Annotated in this window: 29 protein-coding genes and 1 riboswitch; of the genes, 16 read left to right on the top strand and 13 right to left on the bottom strand. The window is 33.6% G+C overall.

The genetic code is table 11. The features are described from left to right. The 8 genes from BT156_RS15345 to serS form a co-directional block, all read left to right on the top strand. Positions 1 to 270 (top strand): integrase core domain-containing protein (locus tag BT156_RS15345; RefSeq protein ID WP_228430152.1); only part of this gene is annotated, 270 nt, incomplete at its 5' end. A 29-nt stretch (positions 271 to 299) separates the two neighbouring features. Next, positions 300 to 1,661, top strand: coding sequence for an RHS repeat domain-containing protein (locus BT156_RS15340; protein WP_072411354.1), 1,362 nt, complete (start codon positions 300 to 302; stop codon positions 1,659 to 1,661). 1 nt (position 1,662) lies between these two features. Beyond that, positions 1,663 to 2,088, top strand: coding sequence for a hypothetical protein (locus tag BT156_RS15335; RefSeq protein ID WP_072411352.1), 426 nt, complete (start codon positions 1,663 to 1,665; stop codon positions 2,086 to 2,088). 478 nt (positions 2,089 to 2,566) lie between these two features. Beyond that, positions 2,567 to 3,055 carry a hypothetical protein gene (locus BT156_RS15330; RefSeq protein ID WP_072411350.1) on the top strand — a complete coding sequence of 163 codons (489 nt, stop codon included), beginning with the start codon at positions 2,567 to 2,569 and terminating at the stop codon, positions 3,053 to 3,055. Positions 3,056 to 3,061: 6 nt separating this feature from the next. Next, positions 3,062 to 4,198: a glycosyltransferase gene (locus tag BT156_RS15325; RefSeq protein ID WP_072411348.1), complete on the top strand. Its 1,137-nt coding sequence runs from the start codon at positions 3,062 to 3,064 to the stop codon at positions 4,196 to 4,198. Beyond that, on the top strand, positions 4,195 to 5,439 hold the full coding sequence (locus tag BT156_RS15320; protein WP_072411346.1) for an oligosaccharide flippase family protein: 1,245 nt from the start codon (positions 4,195 to 4,197) through the stop codon (positions 5,437 to 5,439). Before BT156_RS15325 ends, BT156_RS15320 begins: the two co-directional genes overlap by 4 nt. 27 nt (positions 5,440 to 5,466) lie before the next feature. Next, positions 5,467 to 5,970 (top strand): hypothetical protein, encoded by a 504-nt coding sequence (locus tag BT156_RS15315; protein ID WP_072411344.1) that lies wholly within the window; start codon positions 5,467 to 5,469, stop codon positions 5,968 to 5,970. A gap of 66 nt (positions 5,971 to 6,036) precedes the next feature. Then, positions 6,037 to 7,305 (top strand): serine--tRNA ligase, encoded by a 1,269-nt coding sequence (serS, locus tag BT156_RS15310; protein WP_072411342.1) that lies wholly within the window; start codon positions 6,037 to 6,039, stop codon positions 7,303 to 7,305. A gap of 131 nt (positions 7,306 to 7,436) precedes the next feature. On the opposite strand, the gene gwsS is transcribed toward serS, so the two are convergent. From gwsS to BT156_RS22170, 4 genes are all read right to left on the bottom strand, one after another. Next, positions 7,437 to 8,459, bottom strand: coding sequence for a grasp-with-spasm system SPASM domain peptide maturase (gwsS, locus tag BT156_RS15305; RefSeq protein ID WP_072411340.1), 1,023 nt, complete (start codon positions 8,457 to 8,459; stop codon positions 7,437 to 7,439). A 203-nt stretch (positions 8,460 to 8,662) separates the two neighbouring features. Continuing rightward, positions 8,663 to 9,628: a grasp-with-spasm system ATP-grasp peptide maturase gene (gene gwsG / locus BT156_RS15295; RefSeq protein WP_072411337.1), complete on the bottom strand. Its 966-nt coding sequence runs from the start codon at positions 9,626 to 9,628 to the stop codon at positions 8,663 to 8,665. Further along, positions 9,628 to 10,206, bottom strand: coding sequence for a DUF6624 domain-containing protein (locus tag BT156_RS15290; protein ID WP_072411335.1), 579 nt, complete (start codon positions 10,204 to 10,206; stop codon positions 9,628 to 9,630). The genes gwsG and BT156_RS15290 overlap by 1 nt, the downstream gene beginning before the upstream one ends. A 154-nt stretch (positions 10,207 to 10,360) precedes the next feature. Beyond that, complete coding sequence (locus BT156_RS22170; protein ID WP_170857327.1) at positions 10,361 to 10,516, bottom strand: hypothetical protein; 156 nt, start codon at positions 10,514 to 10,516, stop codon at positions 10,361 to 10,363. Positions 10,517 to 10,833: 317 nt separating this feature from the next. On the opposite strand from BT156_RS22170, the gene BT156_RS15280 reads away from it, so the two are divergent. Then, entirely contained in the window at positions 10,834 to 10,998 is a 165-nt protein-coding gene (locus BT156_RS15280) for a helix-turn-helix domain-containing protein (protein ID WP_083582365.1), read from the top strand. A 282-nt stretch (positions 10,999 to 11,280) separates the two neighbouring features. On the opposite strand, the gene BT156_RS15275 is transcribed toward BT156_RS15280, so the two are convergent. From BT156_RS15275 to BT156_RS15235, 9 genes are all read right to left on the bottom strand, one after another. Next, positions 11,281 to 12,033 (bottom strand): hypothetical protein, encoded by a 753-nt coding sequence (locus BT156_RS15275; protein ID WP_072411331.1) that lies wholly within the window; start codon positions 12,031 to 12,033, stop codon positions 11,281 to 11,283. A 14-nt stretch (positions 12,034 to 12,047) separates the two neighbouring features. Further along, positions 12,048 to 12,815 (bottom strand): sulfite exporter TauE/SafE family protein, encoded by a 768-nt coding sequence (locus BT156_RS15270; protein WP_072411329.1) that lies wholly within the window; start codon positions 12,813 to 12,815, stop codon positions 12,048 to 12,050. After that, complete coding sequence (locus BT156_RS15265; RefSeq protein WP_072411327.1) at positions 12,806 to 13,258, bottom strand: FixH family protein; 453 nt, start codon at positions 13,256 to 13,258, stop codon at positions 12,806 to 12,808. Before BT156_RS15265 ends, BT156_RS15270 begins: the two co-directional genes overlap by 10 nt. 91 nt (positions 13,259 to 13,349) lie before the next feature. Continuing rightward, complete coding sequence (gene ccoG, locus BT156_RS15260; RefSeq protein WP_072411325.1) at positions 13,350 to 14,804, bottom strand: cytochrome c oxidase accessory protein CcoG; 1,455 nt, start codon at positions 14,802 to 14,804, stop codon at positions 13,350 to 13,352. Between the two features lie 98 nt (positions 14,805 to 14,902). Beyond that, positions 14,903 to 15,784, bottom strand: coding sequence for a cbb3-type cytochrome c oxidase N-terminal domain-containing protein (locus tag BT156_RS15255; protein WP_072411323.1), 882 nt, complete (start codon positions 15,782 to 15,784; stop codon positions 14,903 to 14,905). A 10-nt stretch (positions 15,785 to 15,794) separates the two neighbouring features. Further along, the gene (locus tag BT156_RS15250) at positions 15,795 to 15,992 is read right to left on the bottom strand and encodes a cbb3-type cytochrome c oxidase subunit 3 (RefSeq protein ID WP_034740204.1); all 198 of its coding nucleotides are present in this window, start codon (positions 15,990 to 15,992) and stop codon (positions 15,795 to 15,797) included. A gap of 18 nt (positions 15,993 to 16,010) precedes the next feature. Beyond that, a complete protein-coding gene (gene ccoN / locus BT156_RS15245; RefSeq protein WP_072411321.1) occupies positions 16,011 to 18,272 on the bottom strand; it encodes a cytochrome-c oxidase, cbb3-type subunit I in 2,262 nt (753 codons plus the stop codon). A gap of 5 nt (positions 18,273 to 18,277) precedes the next feature. Further along, positions 18,278 to 18,502 (bottom strand): cbb3-type cytochrome oxidase assembly protein CcoS, encoded by a 225-nt coding sequence (gene ccoS, locus BT156_RS15240; RefSeq protein WP_072411319.1) that lies wholly within the window; start codon positions 18,500 to 18,502, stop codon positions 18,278 to 18,280. Positions 18,503 to 18,611: 109 nt separating this feature from the next. Then, positions 18,612 to 20,990: a heavy metal translocating P-type ATPase gene (locus BT156_RS15235; RefSeq protein ID WP_072411363.1), complete on the bottom strand. Its 2,379-nt coding sequence runs from the start codon at positions 20,988 to 20,990 to the stop codon at positions 18,612 to 18,614. 89 nt (positions 20,991 to 21,079) lie between these two features. Between BT156_RS15235 and BT156_RS15230 the strand changes: the two genes are divergently transcribed. From BT156_RS15230 to thiS, 7 genes are all read left to right on the top strand, one after another. Next, entirely contained in the window at positions 21,080 to 21,793 is a 714-nt protein-coding gene (locus tag BT156_RS15230) for a Crp/Fnr family transcriptional regulator (protein WP_072411317.1), read from the top strand. A 63-nt stretch (positions 21,794 to 21,856) separates the two neighbouring features. Further along, positions 21,857 to 22,672, top strand: a complete 816-nt coding sequence (panB, locus tag BT156_RS15225) for a 3-methyl-2-oxobutanoate hydroxymethyltransferase (RefSeq protein WP_072411315.1) — start codon at positions 21,857 to 21,859, stop codon at positions 22,670 to 22,672. Positions 22,673 to 22,681: 9 nt separating this feature from the next. Next, entirely contained in the window at positions 22,682 to 23,002 is a 321-nt protein-coding gene (locus tag BT156_RS15220; RefSeq protein ID WP_072411313.1) for a hypothetical protein, read from the top strand. A gap of 3 nt (positions 23,003 to 23,005) precedes the next feature. Then, positions 23,006 to 23,683, top strand: a complete 678-nt coding sequence (locus BT156_RS15215; protein ID WP_072411311.1) for an RluA family pseudouridine synthase — start codon at positions 23,006 to 23,008, stop codon at positions 23,681 to 23,683. A gap of 91 nt (positions 23,684 to 23,774) precedes the next feature. Beyond that, positions 23,775 to 24,389: a glycoside hydrolase family 19 protein gene (locus tag BT156_RS15210; protein ID WP_139255494.1), complete on the top strand. Its 615-nt coding sequence runs from the start codon at positions 23,775 to 23,777 to the stop codon at positions 24,387 to 24,389. 19 nt (positions 24,390 to 24,408) lie between these two features. Continuing rightward, positions 24,409 to 24,786 carry a hypothetical protein gene (locus BT156_RS15205; protein WP_072411309.1) on the top strand — a complete coding sequence of 126 codons (378 nt, stop codon included), beginning with the start codon at positions 24,409 to 24,411 and terminating at the stop codon, positions 24,784 to 24,786. A 147-nt stretch (positions 24,787 to 24,933) separates the two neighbouring features. Further along, positions 24,934 to 25,031, top strand: a riboswitch (TPP riboswitch). Between the two features lie 64 nt (positions 25,032 to 25,095). Continuing rightward, positions 25,096 to 25,302, top strand: coding sequence for a sulfur carrier protein ThiS (gene thiS, locus BT156_RS15200; RefSeq protein ID WP_072411307.1), 207 nt, complete (start codon positions 25,096 to 25,098; stop codon positions 25,300 to 25,302). Positions 25,303 to 25,324 lie beyond the last annotated feature (22 nt).

Below are 25,324 nucleotides of genomic sequence, written 5' to 3'. Positions count from 1 at the left end.
TTTACATCAATAGTCGGAAAAAACATTACTCGAAGCATGAGCGGAAAAGGAAATTGTTATGACAATGCTGTAGCTGAGAGCTTTTTCAAAACTCTGAAAACCGAACTTGTCTATCAAAATAAATATGAAACTAGAGATCATGCTAAAAACTCTGTGTTTGAATATATAGAAACATTTTACAACACTCACAGAAGGCATTCGGCTTTAGGAAATTTAACCATAAAAGAGTATCAAAATTTAATGTCTAATCAATCTAAAAATGTAGCATAAAGAGTATATAAATTTTGTCTCAAAAATAGTTGCAAGTTCATATTATTTATCTTAAAAATTATGATGAATCTACAGGTTCTTATAAATTCTTACATAAAGATTATATAGGTAGTATTCTGGCAATAAGTGACGAAGCAGGAAATAAGCTTGAGCAGAGACATTTTGATGCATGGGGTAATTTCACTCATCTTCAAATTGGAAACGGAGCGATTATTACGGATAAAAATATAATTGACAACACTTCGTTATTAGTAGAAAGGGGCTACACAAGTCATGAGCATTTTGCAGAAGTAGGCATCATCCACATGAACGGAAGATTGTACGATCCACTGTTAAGAAGGTTCTTAAATGCAGATGAAAACATACAGGATCCCACCAATACCCAGAATTATAATAAATATGGGTATGTGTTGAATAATCCGTTGATGTATAATGATCCTAATGGTGAATTTTTGATGTGGGCTGTAGGGGCTTTAGTAGGAGGGTATTTAAATGGTGTGCAGGCAAATGGCTCATGGAATCCTGCAAAATGGGATTGGCAAAGAACATGGAGTGCAGTATTAGGTGGAGCAATAGGCGGAGCAGCTATTTCCGGTGCGTTAGGAAATATTGCCAGTAATCCTGGAGCCATTAAAAGCTTCTTGCCGGGACTTGTTTCAGGAGGTTTAAGCTCTGCATTTAACGGGTCTAACTTCTTAGGTGGGATTATTGGAGGGATATCTTATAAAAGTAACTTATTCGATAATAAGATAACTTCAACAAATATGATTGATGCTGGCTATAGATATATAATTTCACCTGATGATATGTACGGAGAAGAAGATATTATCATTAGAAATAGAAAAGGACATATTATGTATCGGATATTATCAAAAAAAATATATAAAGATGTAACATTAGATACAGATACTGAAATAAGCAATCCTATGACTATTAATTTGAGTACCTATGAAAAAATGGGAGCTCATGCAGTTGGTTTTAGCTTAGATTATAGTGCAACTATGGGAGGAGGAATGAACGGAGGATTAGCTTTTGTTTACTTTATGGGAGGAGGAAATGCTGGAAGTGGTTATGTCTACGGGTACAAAGGAGGAAATACAGGTTTAGAAGGTTCTATAGGTATCAGTAAGTTTTATTCAAAATATGAGGATACAGATAAAAAGAATTTTAATGCATTAGGGTATGCTGGAAAATCTTCAGGACATGCTTTTGGGGTAGGTGTTTGGGGGTACTCAAAATCATGGGGAAACAGAACAAACGACGGAGAGTTATGGCCTAATCAAAAAAGTAAAACTACATGGGTTACAGTATCTAATGGTATTGGACATGGAGCAAGTCTAGGGGGGAAAATATTTTGGTCTGATTACACACTATTAAAAAAATTATTTTAAAATGAAAAAGAGAGACTTATTATATTTATTTTTAGCTCTAGCAGCTGCAACATTTGTATTCTATATATCTACTTATTCACCAAATGATGGTTTTAAGTTTATTATTGCGGATATTAGGGTTGCATTAGAAGGGAAAATAAAAAAGAAAGTTGCTGTTAGAGAAGGACTTATAACACATGTGAAATTATCAAGATATAATAATTCTGACACATTGATTTTTTTAGGCGAAAGTGTTGATAGCGTAAATGTGGGTGAAATTATTTTAAAAGAAAAAAATTCTCCTTTTTTTTATGTTAAAGGAAAAGATGGTAAAAGAAAAAAACTTAAATATGTCTCAATACCTAAAAGTATATTAGACGATGAAGGGTTTCCTAAAAAATGGAAAGATAGCTGTAAAACAAATTGGAAAGATGTTGTTATAGATTGAAATTATATAATGAACTCATCTTGACTTCCCCGCTGCGCAAAGTCTGTGACTTTGAGCTATTACATAGAAATAACCGCTTCAATATTGTAGCGGTTATTTACTTAAATAAATAATATCGCCCTCAAAAGCTCAAACCGCAGCGAAAAAGAATTAATACAATTACTTACTGAAAAGGGCTACCCCCGCTGCGCAAAGTCTGTGACTTTGAGCTATCACATAGAAATAACCGCTTCAATATTGTAGCGGTTATTTACTTAAATAAACAATATTGCCCTCAAAGCCTCCAACCGCAGTGAAAAAGAATTAATACAATTACTCACAGAAAAAGGCTACACCAAAACAAAAGTTCTCAGCCAAAACGAGAATTCTTATAACGCTGTTTTTGAGTTTATTCAATAATTCAGATAGATTGTAATAAGTCACAACTCTTAGTATTTGAAGAAAAAATCGTAATTTTATACTTTAAAAATCATCTAAAATGAAGATTGAGGAATCAAGTATCGTAGAAGCTAACGACTACAGAGTCATTATATATCCGGCATCAAGACCTTTCACAACCAAGGAAGCAAAGACTGTTACTGAAAAATTGTATGATTTTCTGGCAACTTGGGCTGCACACGGAAAACCGCTTTCATCATCTTTTAAGATCGAGAAAAATCAGTTTATCGTGGTTTGTGTGGACGAGGAGAAGGAAATGGCTTCCGGATGTAGTATCGATGCGCTGGGCAAGATCATGAGGGAGATCGATGAAGAGTATCAATTAGGTTTATTCGACAGAATGAAAGCTAGTTTTGTAGAAAATGGAGAAATTAAAACCTTAAAATTGGTCGATTTTAAAACAAAATTGAGAAACGGAGAATTGTCTAGAGATATTGAGGTTTTTGATTTCTCAAAAAACACATATCTTGATTTCTTGGGTCATTTTCTTCTACCAATCGATAAAAGTTGGGCTGCTTCTATAAAATAATCTCTTTTGAAAATACTTTTTATTTCCTCTTGGTTCCCGAACAAACTGGAACCTACTAACGGTAATTTTGTGCAGCGACACGCAGAAGCGGCTGCATTGTTACATAATGTGGAAATATTACATACAATCGGCGATTTTAACCAAAAGGAGGAATTTATCTTGGATGATAAAATAATAAATGAAATCAGAACATTGATTATTTATTACAAAAACTCCAACAATCCGGCTCTGAATTTCTTCAGACGAATGAAAGCCTACAAAATGGGATTTGCAAAGATACAGAAGCCTGATCTGGTTCATGCCAGCGTTCTTCATAACAATATGCTGTTTGCGGTGTATTTGAAGAAAAAGTATAAAATTCCATTTGTTATTACAGAACATTGGACGGCTTTACAGGAGCAAAATCTATCCAAAACTTCCAATAATATTAAGAGAATTGCCAAGTATATCGCTGAAAATGCGGGATATATTTTGCCGGTAAGCTATAATTTAAAAGACAGCTTAAAACAATTAGGAATTGAAACTCCAATGAAAGTAATTTCAAATGTTGTTGATACTGAGCTTTTTACTATTAAGGCTAAAACTGAACAACCTGAAGTCAAATTTCTTCATGTATCAAGCTTAATTCCCCGTAAAAGACCGAAAGATATCATTAATGCTGTTCATTTGCTACATCAAAACGGATTTCAGGTGAGTTTAGAAATAGGGGGCGACGGTGATACTGAATCTTTGATTAATTTGGTTAAAGATTTACAAGCAGAAAATTATATAAAAGTTTTTGATGCAATTAGTTACGCCGAAGTTGCAGGGAAAATGCAGAACTCGGATTATTTCATCTTATTCAGTGAAAATGAAACTCAGGGCTGTGTAATTTTAGAGTCTTACGCTTGCGGAAAACCTGTGATCTCAACAAAAGTTGGCGGTGCGGCCGAATTTATCATTGATGGTTTAGGAATCGGAATTGAAAAAAACAATACAGATCAGCTTTACAGCGTTTTAGAAAGAATCTGCAAGCAGGAATATACTTTTAAAAATGAATCTGAGATCAGACAATTTTCTGTAAACAGCTATTCAAGAGAGTCTATTGCGAGACAATTTACAGAAGTTTATAATGAAGTTATTGCTAAAAACAAACTGTCGTGAAAAGTCTGAAAGATTTTTTAAGAAGTTTTTTTAATAATAGTGGGCATTACGTTTTCTTATCTTTCCTGATAGCCAAAATCTGCGGTTTCATTGGTTCTTTATTCATCATCAGATTACTTCCTGAAAATGAATTCGGAGTATTAAGCATTGTTCTCTCGGTTCTGACGATTTTTTTGCCGTTTACAGGTTTTGGAAGCGGACAAAGTTTAATGAGATTCGGTTCTATTTCATCTGATGAAAATGAAAAACTCAAAATATCATCTTATTTTTTTTTCAAAGGAATTTTATTTGAAATTATATTAATTATCCTGTTTTTGGGAGCTTCAATATTTTATTTCAGTAAATATGAAGATATTTTCCTCATTTTTATTTTTTGTGCAATAAGACTTGGAGGATATTATTTTGTCAATCATATTCAGGCTTTTTACCGGATTACAGGAAAGAATCAAACGTTTGCAAGGATTAATAATGTTGTGAATATTGGCGGATTAGTTTTAATATTTATCTGTACTTATTTTTTCAAATTCTACGGATATCTTATTGCGATTGCGATTACGCCTTATTTAGCTTTATTCTGGCTTAAAAAGGATATTTATTTATCCCGAAAATTTATCCCCGAAAATTATAAAGAAATGTGGCGTTACGGTGCATTTACTGCTGCAACCTCACTTATTTCGGAGACATTATTTTCTTTGGACATTTTACTGCTTGGTTTTTTAATGAATGAAACTGCCGTTGCCAATTACAGAGTAGCGATTTTAATACCCTCGAATATTACATTTTTAGCGGTAAGCTTTTTACAGAGTGATTTTCCGATACTTTCAAAAAATTATAAGAATAAGAAATTCCTCAGCTCATATGTTGTTAATTTTCATAAAATATTTTTACCGATCTGTGCAGGAATATTTGTTTTCTTTTTCTTTTTTGATGAATATATTCTGCAGTTTTTTTTCGGGAAAACGTATGTGGAAAACGGGACTTTATTAATGATTTTATTGGTTGGTTTTAATGTTGGGATGTTGACCAGAAACCTTTACGGAAATCTATTGCCCGCGGTAGGAAAAATTGAGATTAATACGTGGGTCAGCATTGCTTCACTTCTTATTTTATACGGAATGTCATCTCTTTTAATTCCGACGTACGGAGTTGTTGGGATGGGAATTGCGATGACTTGTACATTACTTATTTCAGGATTTTCTTACATGATATTTTTCTTATTATACCTGCGGAAACTTTCTTAATTATAAATCTTTGTTATCTTTGTTGGAATGAAAAATGTTATTTTCGGAATATTGGTCGTATTTTTTGCACTTCTAAGCTGTGGAGGTGACGAAGATGATATTCAAAAAATAGATCAGATATTAAATATTTACATGAAAAATAGCTCCGGGAGGGACTTATTTCATAAAAAGAAAGACAGTACTTTCTATACATATTCGTTAAATGATGATTTAGGAGATACAAATATTGCGCCCGTAACCAGTTCACTAAAAGTGACTTCCGATTCTCTTTTTTATATTGAATATATTGCAGGAGCAAAAAGAATAGGACTGGACACTTTGGATCCAAATAATAAAACCTATCATTCGGTTATTACTGTTTCGCTAAGAAAAGCGATAAATAATGTACCGATAGATACGATTCAGGAAAAATTGGAGATTCAGTACCGCCGGACTCCTACAGTTTTTGAAGTATCCAAAGTATATTATAATGATACCTTAAGGTTTACAAAACAACCTGGCGGGCCAAATGTAGTTACGATCATAAAATAATTTTTAAATTTGCACAACTGTTAGATAATTTATGTCTAACATTCTAATAACTAACATCTAAATACAATGTTACAAGTCAATTTTTTGCGCGACAATAAAGAACGCGTTTTAGAAGGTCTGAAAAAAAGACAATTCAAAAATCTTGAGTTGGTAGATGACGCTATTGCTACTGACGACGAAAGAAAAAAAATCCAATTTGAATTAGATTCTCAACTTTCAGAAATCAACAAGATCTCCAAAGAGATTGGATTGTTGATGAAAGAAGGTAAAAAAGAAGAAGCAGAATCTGCAAAATCTAAAACAGCACAATACAAAGAGTCGAGCTCAGAATTGAAATCTCAGTTAGAAGTTAAAGAAAAAGCTTTATTAGATATTTTATACCAGATTCCGAACATTCCGAATGAATTGGTAAAAAGCGGAGCTTCTGCAGACGATAACGAAATTATTTATCAGTCTCATGATGTTGAAGGTCTTGGTGAAGGAGCAATTCCTCATTGGGAACTGGCTAAAAAATATAATTTGATCGATTTTGAATTGGGTGTAAAAATTGCCGGTGCCGGTTTTCCTGTTTATTTAGGAAAAGGGGCAAGATTGCAGAGAGCTTTGGTTCAATATTTCTTAGATAAAAATGTTGAGAAAGGATATATGGAAGTTAATCCGCCTCACGTTGTGAATGAAGCTTCAGGATACGGAACAGGGCAGTTGCCGGATAAAGAAGGGCAGATGTACTATATTCAGGCAGATGATTTATATTTAATTCCAACAGCGGAAGTTCCGGTTACGAATTTATACCGTGACGTTTTGTTGGAGGAAAAAGATCTTCCGATTAAAAATACAGCATTTTCTCAATGTTACAGAAGAGAAGCGGGAAGTTATGGAGCTCACGTTAGGGGTCTTAACCGTCTTCACCAGTTCGAAAAAGTAGAAATTGTAAGACTTGAAAAGCCTGAAAATTCTTATGCTGTTTTGGAAGAAATGGTTGAACATATCAAAGAGATTTTAACAGATCTTGAACTTCCTTACAGAGTGTTGAGACTTTGTGGAGGAGATACAGGTTTTGCTTCTGCAATGACTTACGATTTTGAAGTTTGGAGTGCTGCTCAGGAAATGTGGTTGGAAGTAAGTTCAGTTTCAAATTTTGAAACTTTCCAGGCGAATCGTTTGAAATGCCGTTATAAAACGGATGGTAAATCTCAATTAGTTCACACGTTAAATGGTTCTGCAATGGCTTTACCAAGAATTATGGCTGCTTTGCTTGAGAATAATCAGACTGAAGAAGGTATTAAGCTTCCTAAAAAGGTTGCTGAATATGCAAGATTTGATGTAATTAATTAAGCTTAAAAGAGAGTTTAAACTAAAATAAAAAACCACCGAAATTTTCGGTGGTTTTGTTTTATTCGGTGACGATGATTATTTTTTTGTCTGCATTTTGGAGTTTATGCTAATTTTTGTGTAGAACTTACATTTTATTCAATTTTCCATTCATTAGTATATGGATCAAATGGGCATTGATTTAATTTCTTCCAAGAGGAATTACTAAATTCAAGCTCAGAATTATCCATGCAGATATAACGAAATTGGCAGTCTTTACAAATCTCTATATCGTCATTACTGACAAACCATTTTCTAGTGAAATCAGGATCATCAATTAATTTTGTAATACTTTTATTTTTAAAATTACCATGAGTACTTTTATGTGTTAAAAAGTTTTTAAAATTACCTTCATTATCAATACATACTTTTCTATTTAGTCCAACGTTAAATTTTTGAGCTTCAGAAAAAAAAGTCATATTCGTTATGAAATTTTCTTTTTTTATGACGTCTGCTGTAGAACTATTTATACTTTTGGAAGTAAAAACAAGCTGTTTTTGTTTAAATAATTTGGAATTTTTGTATGTTTCTTTTTTTAATTCTTCATCATTCACGCTGTGAATTAATAATGTCAAAATTCTATTTTCTATGTCATCTAAATATTTCGAAAAAGAATCTTCAAATAAATGCTCTGGCAGGAAGATTTCTACACTTCTAATTCTTGACATTCGTGTAGCTTCAAGAATCTCAAGGATTATTCCATTAACTCCCGATTTATTAATTCTTATCTGTAAACTTGAACACCCTAAAGAACTTAACTCTTTTATCGCAGAATTAAAATCATAATTACAATTTTCATTTATTTCTAATATTGCATTATTTACTCTTAATGGTGAATACCAATTCAAATCAAGATCTGGGAAGCTTTCAATATTATCAAGGAAAAAGCCATAATCGATTTTATTCAAATATTTAAAATAATGATCTATGCCCTTATTCAAATCATCATTGAAAAATTTCTTAGTCTCGTTGACTGTTTTATTGCGATTTTTTTTGAGTACTTCGAAAAATAGATTAGGTATATTTATATATTCATTATTCTGTAGATCTACAATTATGCTTTCTTGATTTCCTTGAACTGGAATACAATTGGCATATAAATTAAAAAAGCTATTCATAAAATATTAGTTATTGGCTTATGATTATGAAAAATATCATATATCGAGGTTTGGTGAAAGCTACTATGTGCCGAATAATGCAGATTGAAACGTTTTACTTCTTCTTTAGTATAATAAACTTTACTAATCAAATGATAATTAATAGGTAGAAGTTTAAAACTTTCATTCGTAAAAAGGGGAACAAATTCTTTTTTTTTCATTATTTATTTTATTAAGTATTCAGCAATTTTTTTATGCAGGTTATAATTACAAGCCCCTGTAACAAAACCAAACTGTCCTACAGGATTAACTTCTAAAAAAACATAATTATTTTTTGTTTTTACTATATCCAAAGAACCGCAGTTTAAATCTAATTTCTGCATTAAAAGACGGATGCGGTCTTCTAAAACAGAAGGTAGTTTGTAAGGTACACGTCTATTCATACTGTTTCTATCATATCTTCTAAAATCAACGCTTGTCCTTTCATTTTTTTGCGAAAACATAGCCATTGAAAATATTTCACCATCCAAATAAAAAGATCTTATTTCATAGACTTTTTCTAATTTTTCCTGAAAGTGCCCAATAAAAAAATGTTCTGGTAAATCATTAATAAAGCTTAGTTCTATTTTCTCTGTGTATGTTGCATAAGTTGAATGTATATCTTTTATGTCACACAACAACATATCATGTAATTTAGAAATTATGTCTCCGCTACATTCATTGTAAAAATCAATTAGCCTAGCTTTGCTATTAGTAAATATAGATTTTGGAATATCTATTCCAACACTATTTGCGATCCTTAAAACTTCAAACTTATTAACCTCATATTTTAAAGCATTTCCCAAAATATTTTCTGATTCATATTTAGAAGTTAAATCATATAAATTAATGTTATCAACTTCTTTATTAGCTGAGTTCATTAATCTTGATAGTAAATCTTGATTATCAATTTTTTCTGAAAATAAACTTGCTTGTATTGTTCTTATAGGGATTGCTCTTCTGTTTGGTCTTCTATACCATATTGATTTTACGTTGATACTTTTGCTAATGTCAAGAAAAAAATCTTCCTGTTTTGGCTTCTTGAAATAATCAGTGTCTATTCTTTTTATTTCTCCTCCATATAAGACGGAAAGCCAATCCATTACTAGGTTGGTCGTGATATCATTATCTTCAGTATAAATAACTATCATTATCTATTTTTTTTTCTATCATTTACGTAATCTAAAGAGTCTAATCCTTTTAAGTAGTCTTTAATAGGCTCTAAATTCATAGATTTTCTTCTTGAATCAACATTTGATGAATCGATAAGATTTCCAATATAAATCTCACCGTTTTCTCTTATTGAGTATTGTGTTCCGTAAATTTGGTTTCTATTATTTAATATTTCAACTCTATCTATTAAGTAAGCCAATCTACTTTTTTCGGCATTTCCTTTTTTAACAGCATCTTTCATTACTGCTAAGTATTTTTCCATTGTTGATAGTTCTGGGGCATGCTGTATTACCGCAAAAAAAGCAAGGTTTGCGTCTTTTCCTATTTTATCTTCTCCCAACCAACCTAAACTATCAATTATTTTGGTCACAATTTGCATGTTCTTTCTATCAATTGGAGTTTGTTTTTCACTATTGAAGACAGGGTTTCTATACATTTGATCTTCTACCAAGACCTTTTCTAATGTTTTTCTGACTTCGGAATAATTTTCTGTTTTTTTACATCCGAAGAAACAAAGACAAAGAATTAATGCTATATGATTTAGCTTTATATTCATTTTTTATATAGTTAGTATTATAGGAATCTCATTGTAAAATAAACGATATAGATACATTTCTTAAAACTAAAAGAAGGATAAAAAATTATCCTTCTTTTTTGATTTTTAAATACAACTGTTGCTAATTGAATGATTTCAATTAGGCATTTAAATATTAATCAGCAGGAGTATTTGTGTTATCATGATTGCCACCGGACGTTACACCAGTCTGAACATCAGTAGCAGTAGTTGCTAAAACTACTTGTCTTTGACCACCACTAATTTTATCAAGTTTTACTCTTTCAATTTTTGAAGATTGGAACTTGATCATTAATTCGTCTTTTTTTTGAGAATTTTTCATAATAAATATTTTTTGTTTTTCCTACTCTTTAAGCCTCTCGGATATTGCTTTTAAATAGATTTATTCAAATTGTCTTTATATTAATAAATCAAATATATAATTATTATTCTAATGTATGAGAAAAATTTTATTATGTTAACTATTGATATAAAGATAAATTGAATGAACTGTTTTGTTTTATTTATTCATTTTGATGTGACTAATGTAGAAAAAGGCAACGGATAATTTTATAACATATTTTTCTAAATTTCAGAATAAAATTTCTAAATTTATTTTATATTTACAATATGTTAATAGGTACAAAGCTTAGAAAAGCAAGAGAAGGCAAGAAGATGAGTCAAGATGAATTGGCAGTCTTATTAAATACGACACAAAAAACAATTTCTAATTGGGAAAGTGATAAAAGCATTCCTCAATTAGAATTTTTAGCCAAAATAGAAACTATTTTTTAGCATAGCTTGCTGAAAAAGGTATTATCTTTAATCAGCATAATGATAAGGGAGAAAATGCAGCTATTATAAACAAAACTTTTTCAGAGGAACTAAAAGAACAGTACGAAAAAAGGTTAGAAGAAAAAGATAAAAGCATAGAAGATCTTAAAGGTGAAATTCTTTTTTTACGTAAATTATTAGAAAAATAAACTTTTAAAGGTAAATAGGACAGAAGCATTCTTTATTTTACTTTATTAAAGGCATAATTGAATAAAAGCCACCGAAATTTTCGGTGGTTTTGTTTTATTCGGTGACGATGATTATTTTTTTGTCTGCATTTTGGAGTTTTGCATCTTTATCAAACATCTTTTTGAGGTCATATTCTATTTTTACAGAATGGTCATCAACTTGTTTCAGCCAGTCGTGTTGTCCGGTGATAGATTTTATTTTACCTTCAAATTTTAATGTAGTTTCAATTTTTTTGAAAAACATCATCATCATTCCTTCTGTTTTTCCGTCGTCTCCGGCTTCAGATTGCCCGTCTGGAGATTGTTTTGATAATGCTTCCTTAAGACTTTTTAGATTAAAATTATTTGTATCAATTGTTAATGTTTTACCGTCCCAAAGATTATAAATGTTTTGCTCTAAAGGAAGAGTTTCCTGTTTTGTGAAATTATTTAAAGCTTTATAATCAGTTTGAGTGAAATGATCTAATTTTAAAGAAAAGCCTACAGGCTCATTATTTTCCTTAGCAGATTTCATGAAAATTTTCTTCATGATTCTTAAGGAATCGGGATCTTTTGTAGTTTTTCCTTCCTTTTTTTCCAATTCATAAATACTGGTCCATGTTGTAGGAAGTTTATCCATATCTCCAAACTCTTTTTTGTTTTGTAAAGAATCGGGAGTCATTGCCTTCATTTCTTTGATGAATTCCTTCATATCAATATCAGTCAGCATCGTTGATGCCGCATCTTTATGATAAACGATTTCAGAATTAATTACGCAGGATTGCAGCACAAAAAGGCTGATCAAAAGTAAAAGTAGAGTTTTTTTCATGGTTTTAATTATGGTTAATGACAATTGACAGTGCTGTGCTTGTGAGTGCTGTGGTCTCCAGGCAAATGGCAATCGCCCTGATTATCTTTAGAAATAGTCATTGCTTCGGCTCTTGGAGAAATGTAAGGAATTCCGAGTTCCAGACCTCTTACGATAAATAATCCTCCTAAAACGATCATCACTACAGGAATTACTTTTAAAACTTTCACTCTAAAAGCCTGATTCATCAGGTTTCCGACAAGAACTACCGTAAACATGAATGGAAGTGTTCCTAGTCCAAATAAAGCCATGTATGTGGCTCCCTGCCATATTCCTCCGCTTGCCAGACTTGCCGTTAACGCCATGTAAACCATCCCGCAAGGTAAAAATCCATTAAGAATACCTGTTGTAAATCTTGAACGGTAATCTGCTTTTTGAAGTAGCCTTCCTAAATTCGATTTAACTTTAAATAAAAATTTAGAAAAGAAAGGAATTTTTGAAGCAAAATCTTTTCCGCCAAAAGAAAAAACAGCCATTATAATCAATAAAATTCCGACAGCTATTGTTAAATATTTCTGAAAACCGGCCATCTCAAAACCTTGTCCAATAATTCCTAAAACGGCTCCTAGAAGCGCATAGGTGGAAATTCTTCCGAATTGGTACGTTAGATTTTGAAGATAATAATTGGTAGCCTGTTTTTTTGTCAATCCCATCGATAAGGCAATAGGTCCGCACATTCCGATACAGTGAAATCCGGAAGCGAAGCCCAAGCCGACAGCCGATAAAATAAGTGCTATTTCCATATCACATCATAATCCATTCTGTAGTCTGTTTTGTCTTTCGTCCACATCAATCTCAACGTATAATTTCCAGATTTCAATACTTTTCCCGGAATTAGAATAGATTGATTTGCATCCAATTGTTCAGATTTTTTAATATCTAAATTCTGGTCATCGGTTCTGTTTAAAACAAATTTTACCGTAGTATTAGAATTATCATAATCTTTTGGGAAAACTATTTTAATTCCGTTTGTATCTTGTTTATATGTAGGTTTTTCCTGTAAATCGTCAGCTTTTTTCTTAGCATCAATTACATCTTGGTATTTTAATTCTTCTTCATAATAATTATCGGTTACCATTTCAGAGTTTTTCTGCCCGTTCGGGAAAAGAAACAACATCGATAAAATAAAAACTATGAATGCAAATAATGCAATTACAACACCGTGTCCCCAACTAAAGTTTTTCATTATGTAAATTTATTATTTTTTAAAGGTCATCTGAAATCATACGCCATTTGGGGTTTATGTTTCCAAATCGGGGTAATTTCATTGTTAAAAATTAAAATTGTAATTTAAATGGTCCTTCAAAATAGGTTTTATAAGAATCGATCAGTTTTCCTTTCATATCATACACTCCGATCGTGATGTTTTGTTTTGAAAGTTTCATGTCATTTTCCGGGAAGCTGATATTGATCGTTCCTTTCGACATTTTATCTCGGTCTACAGTAATTTTGCTTGATGCACTGTAGATGATTTCGCCATGTTTTGGTTCGATTACTTTTATCGTTACAATTTTCTTGTCGTTTGTCTTGTTTAAGAAAGTATAATTGTAGGTATTGGTAATTTTTCCGTCTCTTACGAAGAATGTGCTGCCTGCAGGCTTGATGAACTTGGCTTCCATCTCTCCACGGTTGTAAAGTAAAAACCCTAAGAAACCAACCAATAAAGCGAGAACGACCGCAAAGCCTTTCATTCTTCCCGTAAATTTAAATTCTGTTCCTTGCTCAATTTCGTTTTCAGAAGCGTATCTGATCAATCCTTTTGGAAGACCGACTTTATCCATTACTTCATCACAGGCATCTATACAAGCGGTACAGTTGATACATTCCAATTGTTGTCCGTCTCTGATGTCGATTCCTGTAGGACAAACTACTACACATTGATGACAGTCGATACAATCTCCTTTTCCTGCAGCTTTTCTGTCTTCACCTTTTCTCCATTTTGATCTGTTCTCTCCACGGTTAAAATCGTAGAAAACGTTGATCGTATCTTTATCAATTAAAACTCCCTGCAATCTTCCGTATGGACAAACCAGCGTACAAACCTGCTCTCTGAACCATGCAAATACAAAGTAAAATGCTGCGGTAAACAGAACCATTACAATGAAATTGGTAGGATGTGCAAACGGCCCTTCTGAAATAATTTTAAATATTTCCTGATATCCAACAATATACATCAGCATAAAGTGAGTGATGATCAATGAAATAATCATGTAAACCGTCCATTTTAAACTTCTTTTCCAGATCTTTTCGCTGTTCCACTCTTGTCTGTCGAGCTTCATTTGCCTGTTTCTGTCGCCTTCAATCAGATATTCAATTTTACGGAAAATCGATTCCATAAAAATTGTCTGAGGGCAAATCCACCCGCAGAAAATTCTTCCGAACGCAATCGTAAAAATGATGATAAATATTAAAGATGCGATGGCACCTAAAGTAAGAATGAAAAAGTCTTGTGGATAGAAAGGCTGTCCGATGATAAAAAACTCTCTATCAATAACGTTGAATAAAAAGAAGGGGTTGCCATTGATCTTAATGAATGGCACTGCAAAATAAATAACCAATAGGGTATAGCTTACAATATCTCTATAGTTGGTAAATTTACCTTTAGGCTTTCTCGGAAAGACCCATTTTCTTTTTCCGGATCGCTCCATTGTCCCTATAGAATCTCTGTAAGTCTCAGGGTCCAGAACCTGTCCCTGTCCGCCGCGTACTTCTGTTTCTTCTATTTCTGACATTTTGTAATGTGTTTAAAAAAAGAAAAACATAATTCGTTACTATTTTTTAATCTAATAACAAATTATGTTTTTTCATATGTTTTAAAATTTAATTTTAATTATTCTTTTTCCCAATGAGCTTCTGTTCCCTGAGGAGCAGCTCCACCCTGAGCTGGTGTCACTGGCGGTTGCTCTTGATTGATGTGATATACATAGGCTGCAATCTTCTCAATCTCGGCTCCGGAAACTTCACCGTTTTTACCGAATGCTCTCATCGCAGGGTTAGTAGGAGAACCATTCCAGTCCATATGGAAAACGTTTTTAAATAAAGTTTTCTCTGGCTGGTTGATCCAGTAGTTATCCGTCAAGTTTGGACCGATACCACCACTACCATCTTCCTTGTGACATGATGCACAGTTGGTTTTGAAAAGTTCTTTACCGTCTGCAATATTATCAGCAGAATATTTTGCTGTTTCAATAGTTACAGGAGGCTGACTTTTCTCGTATTCAGCGATACTTGCGATCTGCTCTTTATATTCTTTTTCATATTCACTTATTGGGTGAGCAAAATCAGTGAAAGAGTAAGCTGCAATATATACAATACAAAAAGCAGTCCCAAAATAGAATAAACCTACCCACCATTTTGGTAATTGGTTATCCAACTCCATGATCCCGTCGAAACCATGGTCAATAAGGATATCTTTTTCTTCTGTAGCAGATTGTTTCTTGAATGCACTTTCATACATTCTCTTTAAGAAAGGAACTTTCTTTTCTGCTAAATATGCTGCTTTTTCTTCTGCAGATAATTTCTTGAATTTATTATTTTCAATTAAATCTCCAATAGAGTTATGGATATAAGCTAAAATAGCACCTATTACCACTGTACCCCAAAAATATGGTGAAGCTAAAAACGCGTAGCTCTGTACAAACAAATAATAAAAAACTATTAGAAGTCCAATTATTATTAAAATGTTTACAACAACCGGTGTCCTTTGTTTCATAATAAATAGTTTAATTTTTTAAATTAAAATCGTCTTCATCATCCCCCAGTGGTGCTTCTTCTTCTTCCTTATAATATTTTTTAGGTCTGCTAAAAACGTATATGATTAAGGCTACGAAGAACATCATAAAGAATATCAGCGCCAATGTTTGATACAAGCCTGCATTTTCGGTATTGGATAATATATCTTTAAAGTTCTGAGGAATCATTTTTGAAGCTTTTAATGTTTAGTTATTACTTGCTGTTTTTATTTCCGTTGTTTTGATATCTGTTCCTAATCTTTGCAGGTAAGAGATAAGAGCTACAATCTCTTTTTTCTCTAATTCTCCTTTAGGTCTCTTAGCATATGCGTCTTTTAAATCGGCTGCTTCAGAGAAGATATCTTTTACAATTTTCGAAGCCTGGTTATCTGCCCATGCATTAGCAGAATCTATCTGAGGTTTTGTATATGGTACATCGAAAGTATTTTTCATTAGTAGCATTTTATCAACCATTTTAGATCTGTCTAGGTTTGTGGCAATTAACCATGGGTAACGAGGCATGATAGAACCTGCAGATGTAGATCTTGGGTTATACATGTGTTTGTAGTGCCAAGAACTTGGGTTTTTACCTCCTTCTCTATGTAAATCTGGTCCTGTTCTTTTTGATCCCCATAAGAATGGTCTGTCATATACGAACTCTCCAGCTTTTGAATACTGTCCGTTTTTACCGTTGAATCTTGTGATCTCATCTCTGAATGGTCTTACCATCTGAGAGTGACAAGCATTACATCCTTCACGGATATAGAGATCTCTACCTTCCAATTCAAGTGGTGAATAAGGTTTTACTGCTGAAATCGTTGGTACACTTTTCTTAAGAGATAATGTAGGGATGATTTCCACAGAACTACCGATAGATATTGTTAAGAAAGATAAGATTCCTAATAATACAGGAGTTCTTTCTAACCAAAGGTGAGTACCTTCTCCTTCTTTTCTGTTTTTTCCGATGTTTGCCAAAGCAGGTGCTTCTGCAGGAACTTCTTTTTGGAATGATCCTTTTCTTACAGTAGCTACAACGTTAACGATCATTAAAATTGCTCCGGAGATATAGAATAATCCTCCTACGAATCTCATTTTGAAGTAAGGGATGATCGCAGTTACGGTATCCAGCCAGTTTTTATACATCAAAGTTCCGTCCGGATTAAATTGTTTCCACATTAACCCTTGAGTAAATCCTGAGATATACATTGGTACAGCATAGAAAATGATTCCTAATGTGCCCAACCAGAAATGCCAGTTAGCTAATTTTACTGAGTATAATTTTGTTCTCCATAAAATTGGTACTAAATAATAGATAACCCCGAATGCCATGAAACCATTCCATCCAAGAGCTCCTAAGTGTACGTGACCAATAACCCAGTCCGTAAAGTGACCAATTTTGTTGATGTTTTTTGTTGCTAAAAGCGGTCCTTCAAACGTTGCCATACCATAACAAGTAACTGCAACTACGAAGAACTTCAAGATAGGATTTTCTCTTACCTTATCCCAAGCTCCTCTTAATGTAAGAAGCCCGTTCAGCATTCCTCCCCAAGATGGGGCAATAAGCATGATTGAGAAACCTGTTCCCACTGCCTGAGCCCAAGCCGGAAGTGCTGTATACTGAAGGTGGTGAGGACCAGCCCAGATATATACGAAAATTAATGACCAGAAGTGAATAATAGACAGTTTGTATGAGAAAACCGGTCTGTCAGCAGCTTTTGGTAAGAAGTAGTACATCAAACCTAAAACCGGAGTTGTCAATACGAATGCTACTGCATTGTGACCATACCACCATTGTACGATAGCATCTTTTACCCCAGCATATGCTGAATAAGATTTCCAACCTGTGAAAGATAATGGAACTTCTAAGTTGTTAAAAATGTGAAGCATTGCCACTGCGATCCAAGTACCGATATAGAACCAGATGGCTACATAAAGGTGTCTTACTCTTCTCTTTGCAATTGTTAAAAACATATTTGCTCCGAAAATGATCCATGAGAATGCAATCAATATGTCAATTGGCCATTCATGTTCTGCGTACTCTTTAGAGGTATTGATCCCCATAAAGAAAGTAACGAACGTAGCAACAATCATAAATTGCCAAGTCCAGAAATGTAACCATGACAATGTGTCGCTGTACATTCTTGTTTTTAATAATCTCTGTAATGAGTAATAAATACCGGTATAAACGATATTACATACAAATGCAAAGATCACGGTGTTGGTGTGCAACATCCTGATTCTACCAAAACCAAATGCTCCATGTGTGTTTATTAAGCCTTGGATGTTACCACTCTTCAAACTCTGAATCGTAGTATCATCTGTTCCGAATAAAAATTCAGGAAGTTCCGGGTAGAAAAGCATTAACGCTGCCGTAAGCCCAAACAAGAACCCAATAAGCCCAAAAACTATGGTCGCGTAAAGGAATGCCCGAACAATACTGTTGTCATAACTAAACTTTTGTGTCTCCATATCAACTATTCACTTTTTTCTTCAATTTTATTATTTTCTCCTATTTCTTTCTTGTTGGGTTTGTTGCCATCATCATCTTTTTCCTTGATTTCGCCTGAGTCAAAGAGGATTCGCACAGCCGGAGATTCATCATCTTCAAACTGTCCTTTCCTGGCATTGACTATAAAAACGACCAAGAAAATTGCAGCCAAAGAAACACTGCAGAGGATCATTAAATATAGAATATCCATTTGACAACAAAATTAACCTATTTTCAGGGCTCAAATTTAGTGAAAAATAATGATATTAATCACGAAATAGCCGCACTTGCTAATTTAAAATCAGTCTAAATAAGGGCTTTTAAGCGTGTTTTTTGAAATACTTTCTTCCAAGTATCCATGTTGAAACGGTAGTGAATGTAACTACGGTGATTGAGCTTGCGGGCATTATCAGTGCTGCAAAAAGCGGATGCATGTGACCTGTAACGGCATAGCTTAATCCCACAATATTGTATAGAAAACTAATTATGAATGTCATTTTTACAATAGTGATCGACCCTTTACAAACATTTAAATAGTTGTCAAGAGTTACCACTTTATCACCATTCATGATGACATCTGAAGACGGAGTAAAGCTATTGGTGTCATCGGCAATTGCGATTCCTACATTGCTCTGTTTAAGGGCTCCGGCGTCATTTAAGCCGTCTCCAAGCATAGCAACTTTTAAGTTTTTGTCTTGAAGGTTTTTGATATAATTAAGTTTGTCTTCCGGGCTTTGATTAAAAGCCATGGCCTGGCAATTTGGAATTAATTCTTTTAATTGATTTTCTTCTGAAGAGTTATCTCCACTCAGAATATAAATTTTGTAGTTCGCTAATTTTTTAAATAAGTCTTTAAGTTTGGCACGATACTCATTTTTAAAGATGAATTTTCCTAGAAAAACATCATTTTTACTGATATACACGGCTGTTTCAAGATTTTTAGATTCCTGATTATTATAACGTGCAGAACCAATCTTATAAATATTCCCTCTTACATTGGCTTCGTAACCTTTTCCTGAGATCTCCTGAAAACTTTCAACAGGGAAATATTCATCCTTAGACTCAATGAATTCATATAAAGATTTGGAAAGTGGGTGGTTTGAGTTTTTTAATAAAGTTTTGATATTTAATAAATCAAATTCTTGAATTTCAGGACCTTCATATTTGATGTTTGATTTTTTTCTATGAGTAATTGTCCCTGTTTTATCAAAAACAATAGTATTAATTTTCGCAATTTTTTCAATCGTTAAAGTATCTTTTACATAGAACTTATTTCTGCCTAAAATCCTCATAATATGTCCGAAAGTAAACGGAGCAGACAGCGCAAGCGCACATGGACAAGCAATAATTAAAATTGCGGAAACAACCTGAAACATTTTATTTAAATCAATAAAATACCAATAAGTTCCTGCAACTAAAGCAATGCCTAAAATGATGAATGTGAAATATTTACTAACATTATTTGTCAGTGTGTCAAGTCCTGTTTCATGCTTTTTAAAAGCTTCTTTATTCCAAAGCTGTGTTAAATAACTTTGATCAACATTTTTGATAACTTCCAATTCTAAAGAAGATCCAACCTGTTTTCCTCCCGCAAAAATTTTATCTCCGGGTTGTTTGCTGATACTTTCACTTTCTCCGGTAATAAAACTGTTGTCAATATTTCCTTCTCCGTTGATCAAAATTCCGTCAACAGGGATGATTTCCTGATTTCTAACTAAAATTCTGTCACCAACTTTTATTTCAGACAATAAAATATTATCCTGTTTTCCTTCAAAATCAACTTTCGTTACGGCAATCGGGTAGAAAGATTTGTAATCCCTATCATATGAAAGAGCGCTATATGTTCTTTTTTGGAAAATTTTCCCGAGAAGCATGAAGAATAAAAGTCCACAAAGCGTGTCGAAATATCCTGGGCCATAATCTGTTACTACTTCATAAATACTTCTTCCGTATAGAACGAAGATTCCTAAAACAATTGGAACGTCAATGTTTACAATCTTGTTTTTTAATCCATACCAAGCAGATTTATAATAATCTGATGCGGAATAAAATACAACAGGAGTCGCCAGAAGGAATATTAAGGTTCTGAATAAGCCTTTATAATGTTCCATCCAATAATCTTCACCTCCAATATATTCAGGGAAGGCAAGGAACATTCCGTTACCAAAAGCAAAGGCGGCAATGGCAAATTTCACCAATAAAGATTTGTCGAGATGATCTTCATTTTTATCAGCGGTTTCAAGACTGATAACCGGTTTATATCCTAGATTGGTTAAAAATTTAGCTAGTTCGCTTAATTTTAGATCGTTATGGTTGAATGAAACCTGCAAGGTCTTCCTTGTGAAGTTAACCTGAGAATATTTAATATTTTCATTTAAAGTATGAAGGCTTTCCAATAGCCAAATGCAAGAAGAACAATGTATTACAGGGACTTTGAACGTGATCAGACTGGTGTTTCCTTCCGAGAAATCTGTAACTTTATCAAAGATCTCAGGAGTGTCTAAATAATCAAACTGCGAAGAATTATCATCACTTGGACGGATTCCGGCCGTTTTATTTAATTCGTAAAAATTACTTAAATTATTGGTATTCAGAATTTCGTAGACAGATTTACAACCGTTGCAACAGAAGATCCTTTCATCAAAAAGAATTCTTTCCTTTTCTATACCTTGTCCGCAATGAAAACAGTTCTCGCTCACCTCCATAAATTATTGACTTACAAAATTATAACATTTTTTTTTGTTTATCGTTTTAAAATGTGCTATTTTTGTGATAAATGTCATATAAAATGTCGCAGGAACAACAGATTGCAATTGAAGAGAGGTTCGCCAGAGTTTTTAATGATAAATCATTCAAGGAAAGACTTACCAGTGCAGATTTTGAGAAGTATATCAACGCCAAAAAGAGGTTGAGTTTTCAAAAGCACGATACCATTTTCGAAGACGGGGAAACTCCAAAAGGAGTCTACTTTTTAGATAAGGGTGCCGCTAAGCTTTCCAAATCGGGAGCCTTCGGGAAAGACCAGATTTTGAGATTTATTAAAGAAGGTGATATCATCGGCTACCGATCTTTGCTTTGTGGAGAAAATTTTCAAGCCAAAGCAGAAGCAATGACAGATATTGAGTGTATTTTTCTTCCTGCCGAAGTTTTTATGTATCTTCTGGAGGTAGATCCTCAATTGTCTTTCGTGATGCTTCAAAAAATTTCTTACGAGTTGGGAGAATCTTCCAACACCATCACATTCTTAGCGCAGAAAACGGTAAGAGAAAGATTGGCTGAAATTCTGATTCTATTGGAACAGAAGTTAGGCGTTGATCCTGAGGGGTTTATTAAGATTTCTTTGACAAGAGAAGAAATTGCAAACATCATCGGAACTGCTACTGAAAGTGCGATCCGTCTTATCTCTGAATTTAAAGGAGACAATCTCATCGAAGTAGACGGAAGAAATATCAAAATTCTGAATCACGATAAATTAATGAAACTAGGACACGTAGTTTTATAAATCATACAAAAAAACTTAAGTCGGCGGAAGCCGACTTTTTAACTTTTAAAAAATAGATAAATTATGTCTGTTCACTCTGAAATTAAAAAAGTTACGACTGAAACCTTGCGTAAAATGAAATTCGACAAGGAGAAAATAACGATGCTTACTGCATATGATTTTACCACGGCTAAAATGGTAGATGCAGGTGGAATTGATGCTGTTTTGATAGGAGATTCTGCAGCAAATGTAATGGCCGGTTTTGAAACGACGTTGCCGATTACTTTGGATCAGATGATTTATCACGCTCAAAGTGTTGTTCGTGGGACAAACAGAGCGTTGGTGGTGGCAGACTTACCTTTCGGAACCTATCAGAGTAACCCTGAAAAAGCGTTGGAGTCTGCTGTTAGAATGATGAAGGAAGGTGGAGCTCATGCAGTAAAAATTGAAGGAGGGAAAGAAATTTCAAAATCTATCAAAAAAATTATCAATGCAGGAATTCCTGTGATGGGACATTTAGGGTTGACGCCTCAGTCAATTTATAAATTTGGAACCTATAAAGTAAGAGCGAAAGATGAAGCAGAAGCCGAGAAGTTAATCGCAGATGCGCAGCTTTTGGAAGGATTAGGATGTTTTGCGGTTGTTTTAGAGAAAATTCCGGCTGATTTGGCTAAGAAGGTAAGCGAAAGCATTACGATTCCAACCATCGGAATCGGAGCGGGTCCTGATTGTGACGGACAAGTTTTGGTGTATCACGATATGGTTGGGATGAACCAAGGTTTTAGTCCGAAATTTTTAAGAAGATATCTTGATCTTTATACTGAAATTACAGGAGCGGTTGCTCAATATGTAAAAGACGTGAAAAACGTTGATTTTCCAAACGAAACAGAAAGCTACTAATATTTTTTAATGAGAAACCAACAAACGATACAAGGGATTATTTCCGTAATTGCTGTGATTTGCCTTGCAGCGGGATGGGTTAATATATTTTCTCCGGAGGTAAGTAACATACTTTCAAAAAGAGTGTTTTATGTAATTATAGGAATAAGCTTCGTTCTTCAGGCTCCTTTTCTTTCCAATAAAAATTTTATTTATCCAATGTATGCAGCAGCAGGTCTATGCATTATCGGGGCATTTTTGCCATTGGATTCGAGATTGGCAGGAATGAAAACATTAGGACTTCTGGGAGGAATTATTCTTTCTTTTTCAAACAGACAAAGACAGGCTTAAAAAATGGAGGAGCAGATTGTTTATGAAGACAACCATCTTTTGGTGATAAACAAAAAAGTAGGTCAGCTTGTACAGGGTGATAAAACTGGTGACGAATCGTTATTGGATTCCATCAAAAATTTTATAAAAATAAGAGATGCTAAACCGGGAAATGTCTTTCTCGGTTTGGTTCATCGTATCGACAGACCAACTTCGGGTTTGGTAATCTATGCTAAAACTTCCAAAGCGCTTTCCCGTTTAACGCAAATGGTTAAAAACAGGGAGGTTAAAAAAACATATTGGGCGGTTGTTGCTAAAGAAATGATTCCGCAAAGCCAGCGTTTGGTTCATTATTTACAGAAAAACGAAAAAAATAATAAGGCAATTGTCTTCACGAAAGTAACGGACGGAGCAAAAGAAGCGATTCTTACTTATCATATTATTAAAAAGTTGGATAATTATCTCTTGCTTGAGATTGATCTTGAAACAGGACGACATCATCAAATCAGAGCTCAATTATCTAAAAGTGGGGTTCCTATTAAAGGAGATCTAAAATACGGCTCACCTCGTTCCAATCCGGATGGCGGAATTAATCTTCACGCAAGAAAACTAGAATTTATTCATCCTGTTACCAAAGAAAATATTGAAATCATAGCTCCTGTTCCGCAAAATGATGCGATTTGGAGAGCTTGTGAGGAATGAAAAACATTCTTTAAAAGTTAAATTCCGTAGAAATACTTACTTCGAAATAGTGGTTTCACTGTATTTTATTTGATTTTTAAGAAATAGCTTTATGCTATCAATTTTAAAGATCAATATCATGCTTACACTCGGACAACTTAAAGAAGCTACTTGTTCCAAATCAACGTACGCCTCGAAATTTCTACCTTATATTATAGAAACCTGTGATCATTTTTCTATTAACACACCTTCCAGAATGCTTAATTTTTTGGCGCAGGTCGGACATGAAAGCGGAGGATTATTTTATACAGAAGAACTGGCAAGCGGAAGTGCTTATGAAGGAAGACAGGATCTGGGAAATACCCAAAAGGGAGATGGTGTAAAGTTTAAAGGACGGGGATTAATTCAAATTACAGGCAGAGCAAATTATAAAGCTGTTTCTATTGCTTTAGGAACAGATTTTATTGTAAACCCAACATTTTTGGGTGGGAAAAACGTTACCAAATGTAGCAATATACAACTGAAAAACGCGGCAGAAAGTGCAGCATGGTTCTGGAATAGCAGAAAACTGAATGCATTGGCAGATCAAATTGATATCACCAAAAATATTGATACCGGAAATAATCTTGTTGTGTTTAAAAAAATCACAAAAACTATTAATGGCGGATATAATGGTTTGGCAGACAGGCTTAATAGATACAAAGCAGGTTTAAGCTATTTTCTTTAATTCTAAAAATAATCTCACCATGAAATATTTACCTTTATTGATCGCATTTTTCGTGTCATGCAGTTTTTTTGCACAAAAACCTGTTCTTCACGATTTGAAAGATCCTAAAATGCACGCAGGATGTTATATTGACGGAAAGAAAAATCCGGTAGCTAATTTATCTGAAGAAGGTGGGGCGCTTTTTAATTTTAAAGGAAAAGATGAAACTTTTCCAAGTATAAAAGGTACAAAAGAATATCCTGAGGCTTTTGGAAATAAAACTTACAAAATCTATATAAAAGTAATAAAATCAACAAAAGTTGAAGATTCTTGTATAGAGGAAAATCAATATTCAATAAAAATTATTTATAAGAAGAAAGCTTATTTCTATACAAAAAAAGGGATGTGCGGATGCTAACCTTATTATAAATGAATTGTTTAAGATTAATTTAATTGAAATAAATTTTAAATGCAATTACGAAGACTGTCTCCCAACCGAGATGGTCTTTTTTTCATTTCAGACAAAAATCAATTTTGCGTATTTCAAAAAAATAACTACCTTCGTCCCATACTTTAGGGGTGTCTGTTGACAAGCAGACTGAGACTTTACCCTTTGAACCTGATCTGGATCATACCAGCGTAGGGAAAAGTGAGATGACTTTTTGTTGTGCTTTCTATGCACAATTATGGACATTCCTAAAGTTAAATGTTTAATTAAAACTTTGGAATGGAACTCATAATCAACCACACCCGAAAAACTTTTGCTGAACTTCCCGAAAATCTGGAAGCACTTTTGGCTATTGAAATACCCGGAAAAAGGAAAGGTATTGCCGTAGCGCTCAACAATCGTATCATTCCGCAGTCGGCCTGGCTGGAAACATTTCTCAAGGACAACGATTCTATTTTAATCATTACTGCCACTCAAGGCGGTTAATTTCCATAAAACAAAAAATTAT

The organism is Chryseobacterium limigenitum (assembly GCF_900114875.1).
Taxonomy (GTDB): Bacteria; Bacteroidota; Bacteroidia; order Flavobacteriales; family Weeksellaceae; genus Chryseobacterium; species Chryseobacterium limigenitum.
This window is presented reverse-complemented; position numbering and strand designations above follow the sequence as displayed.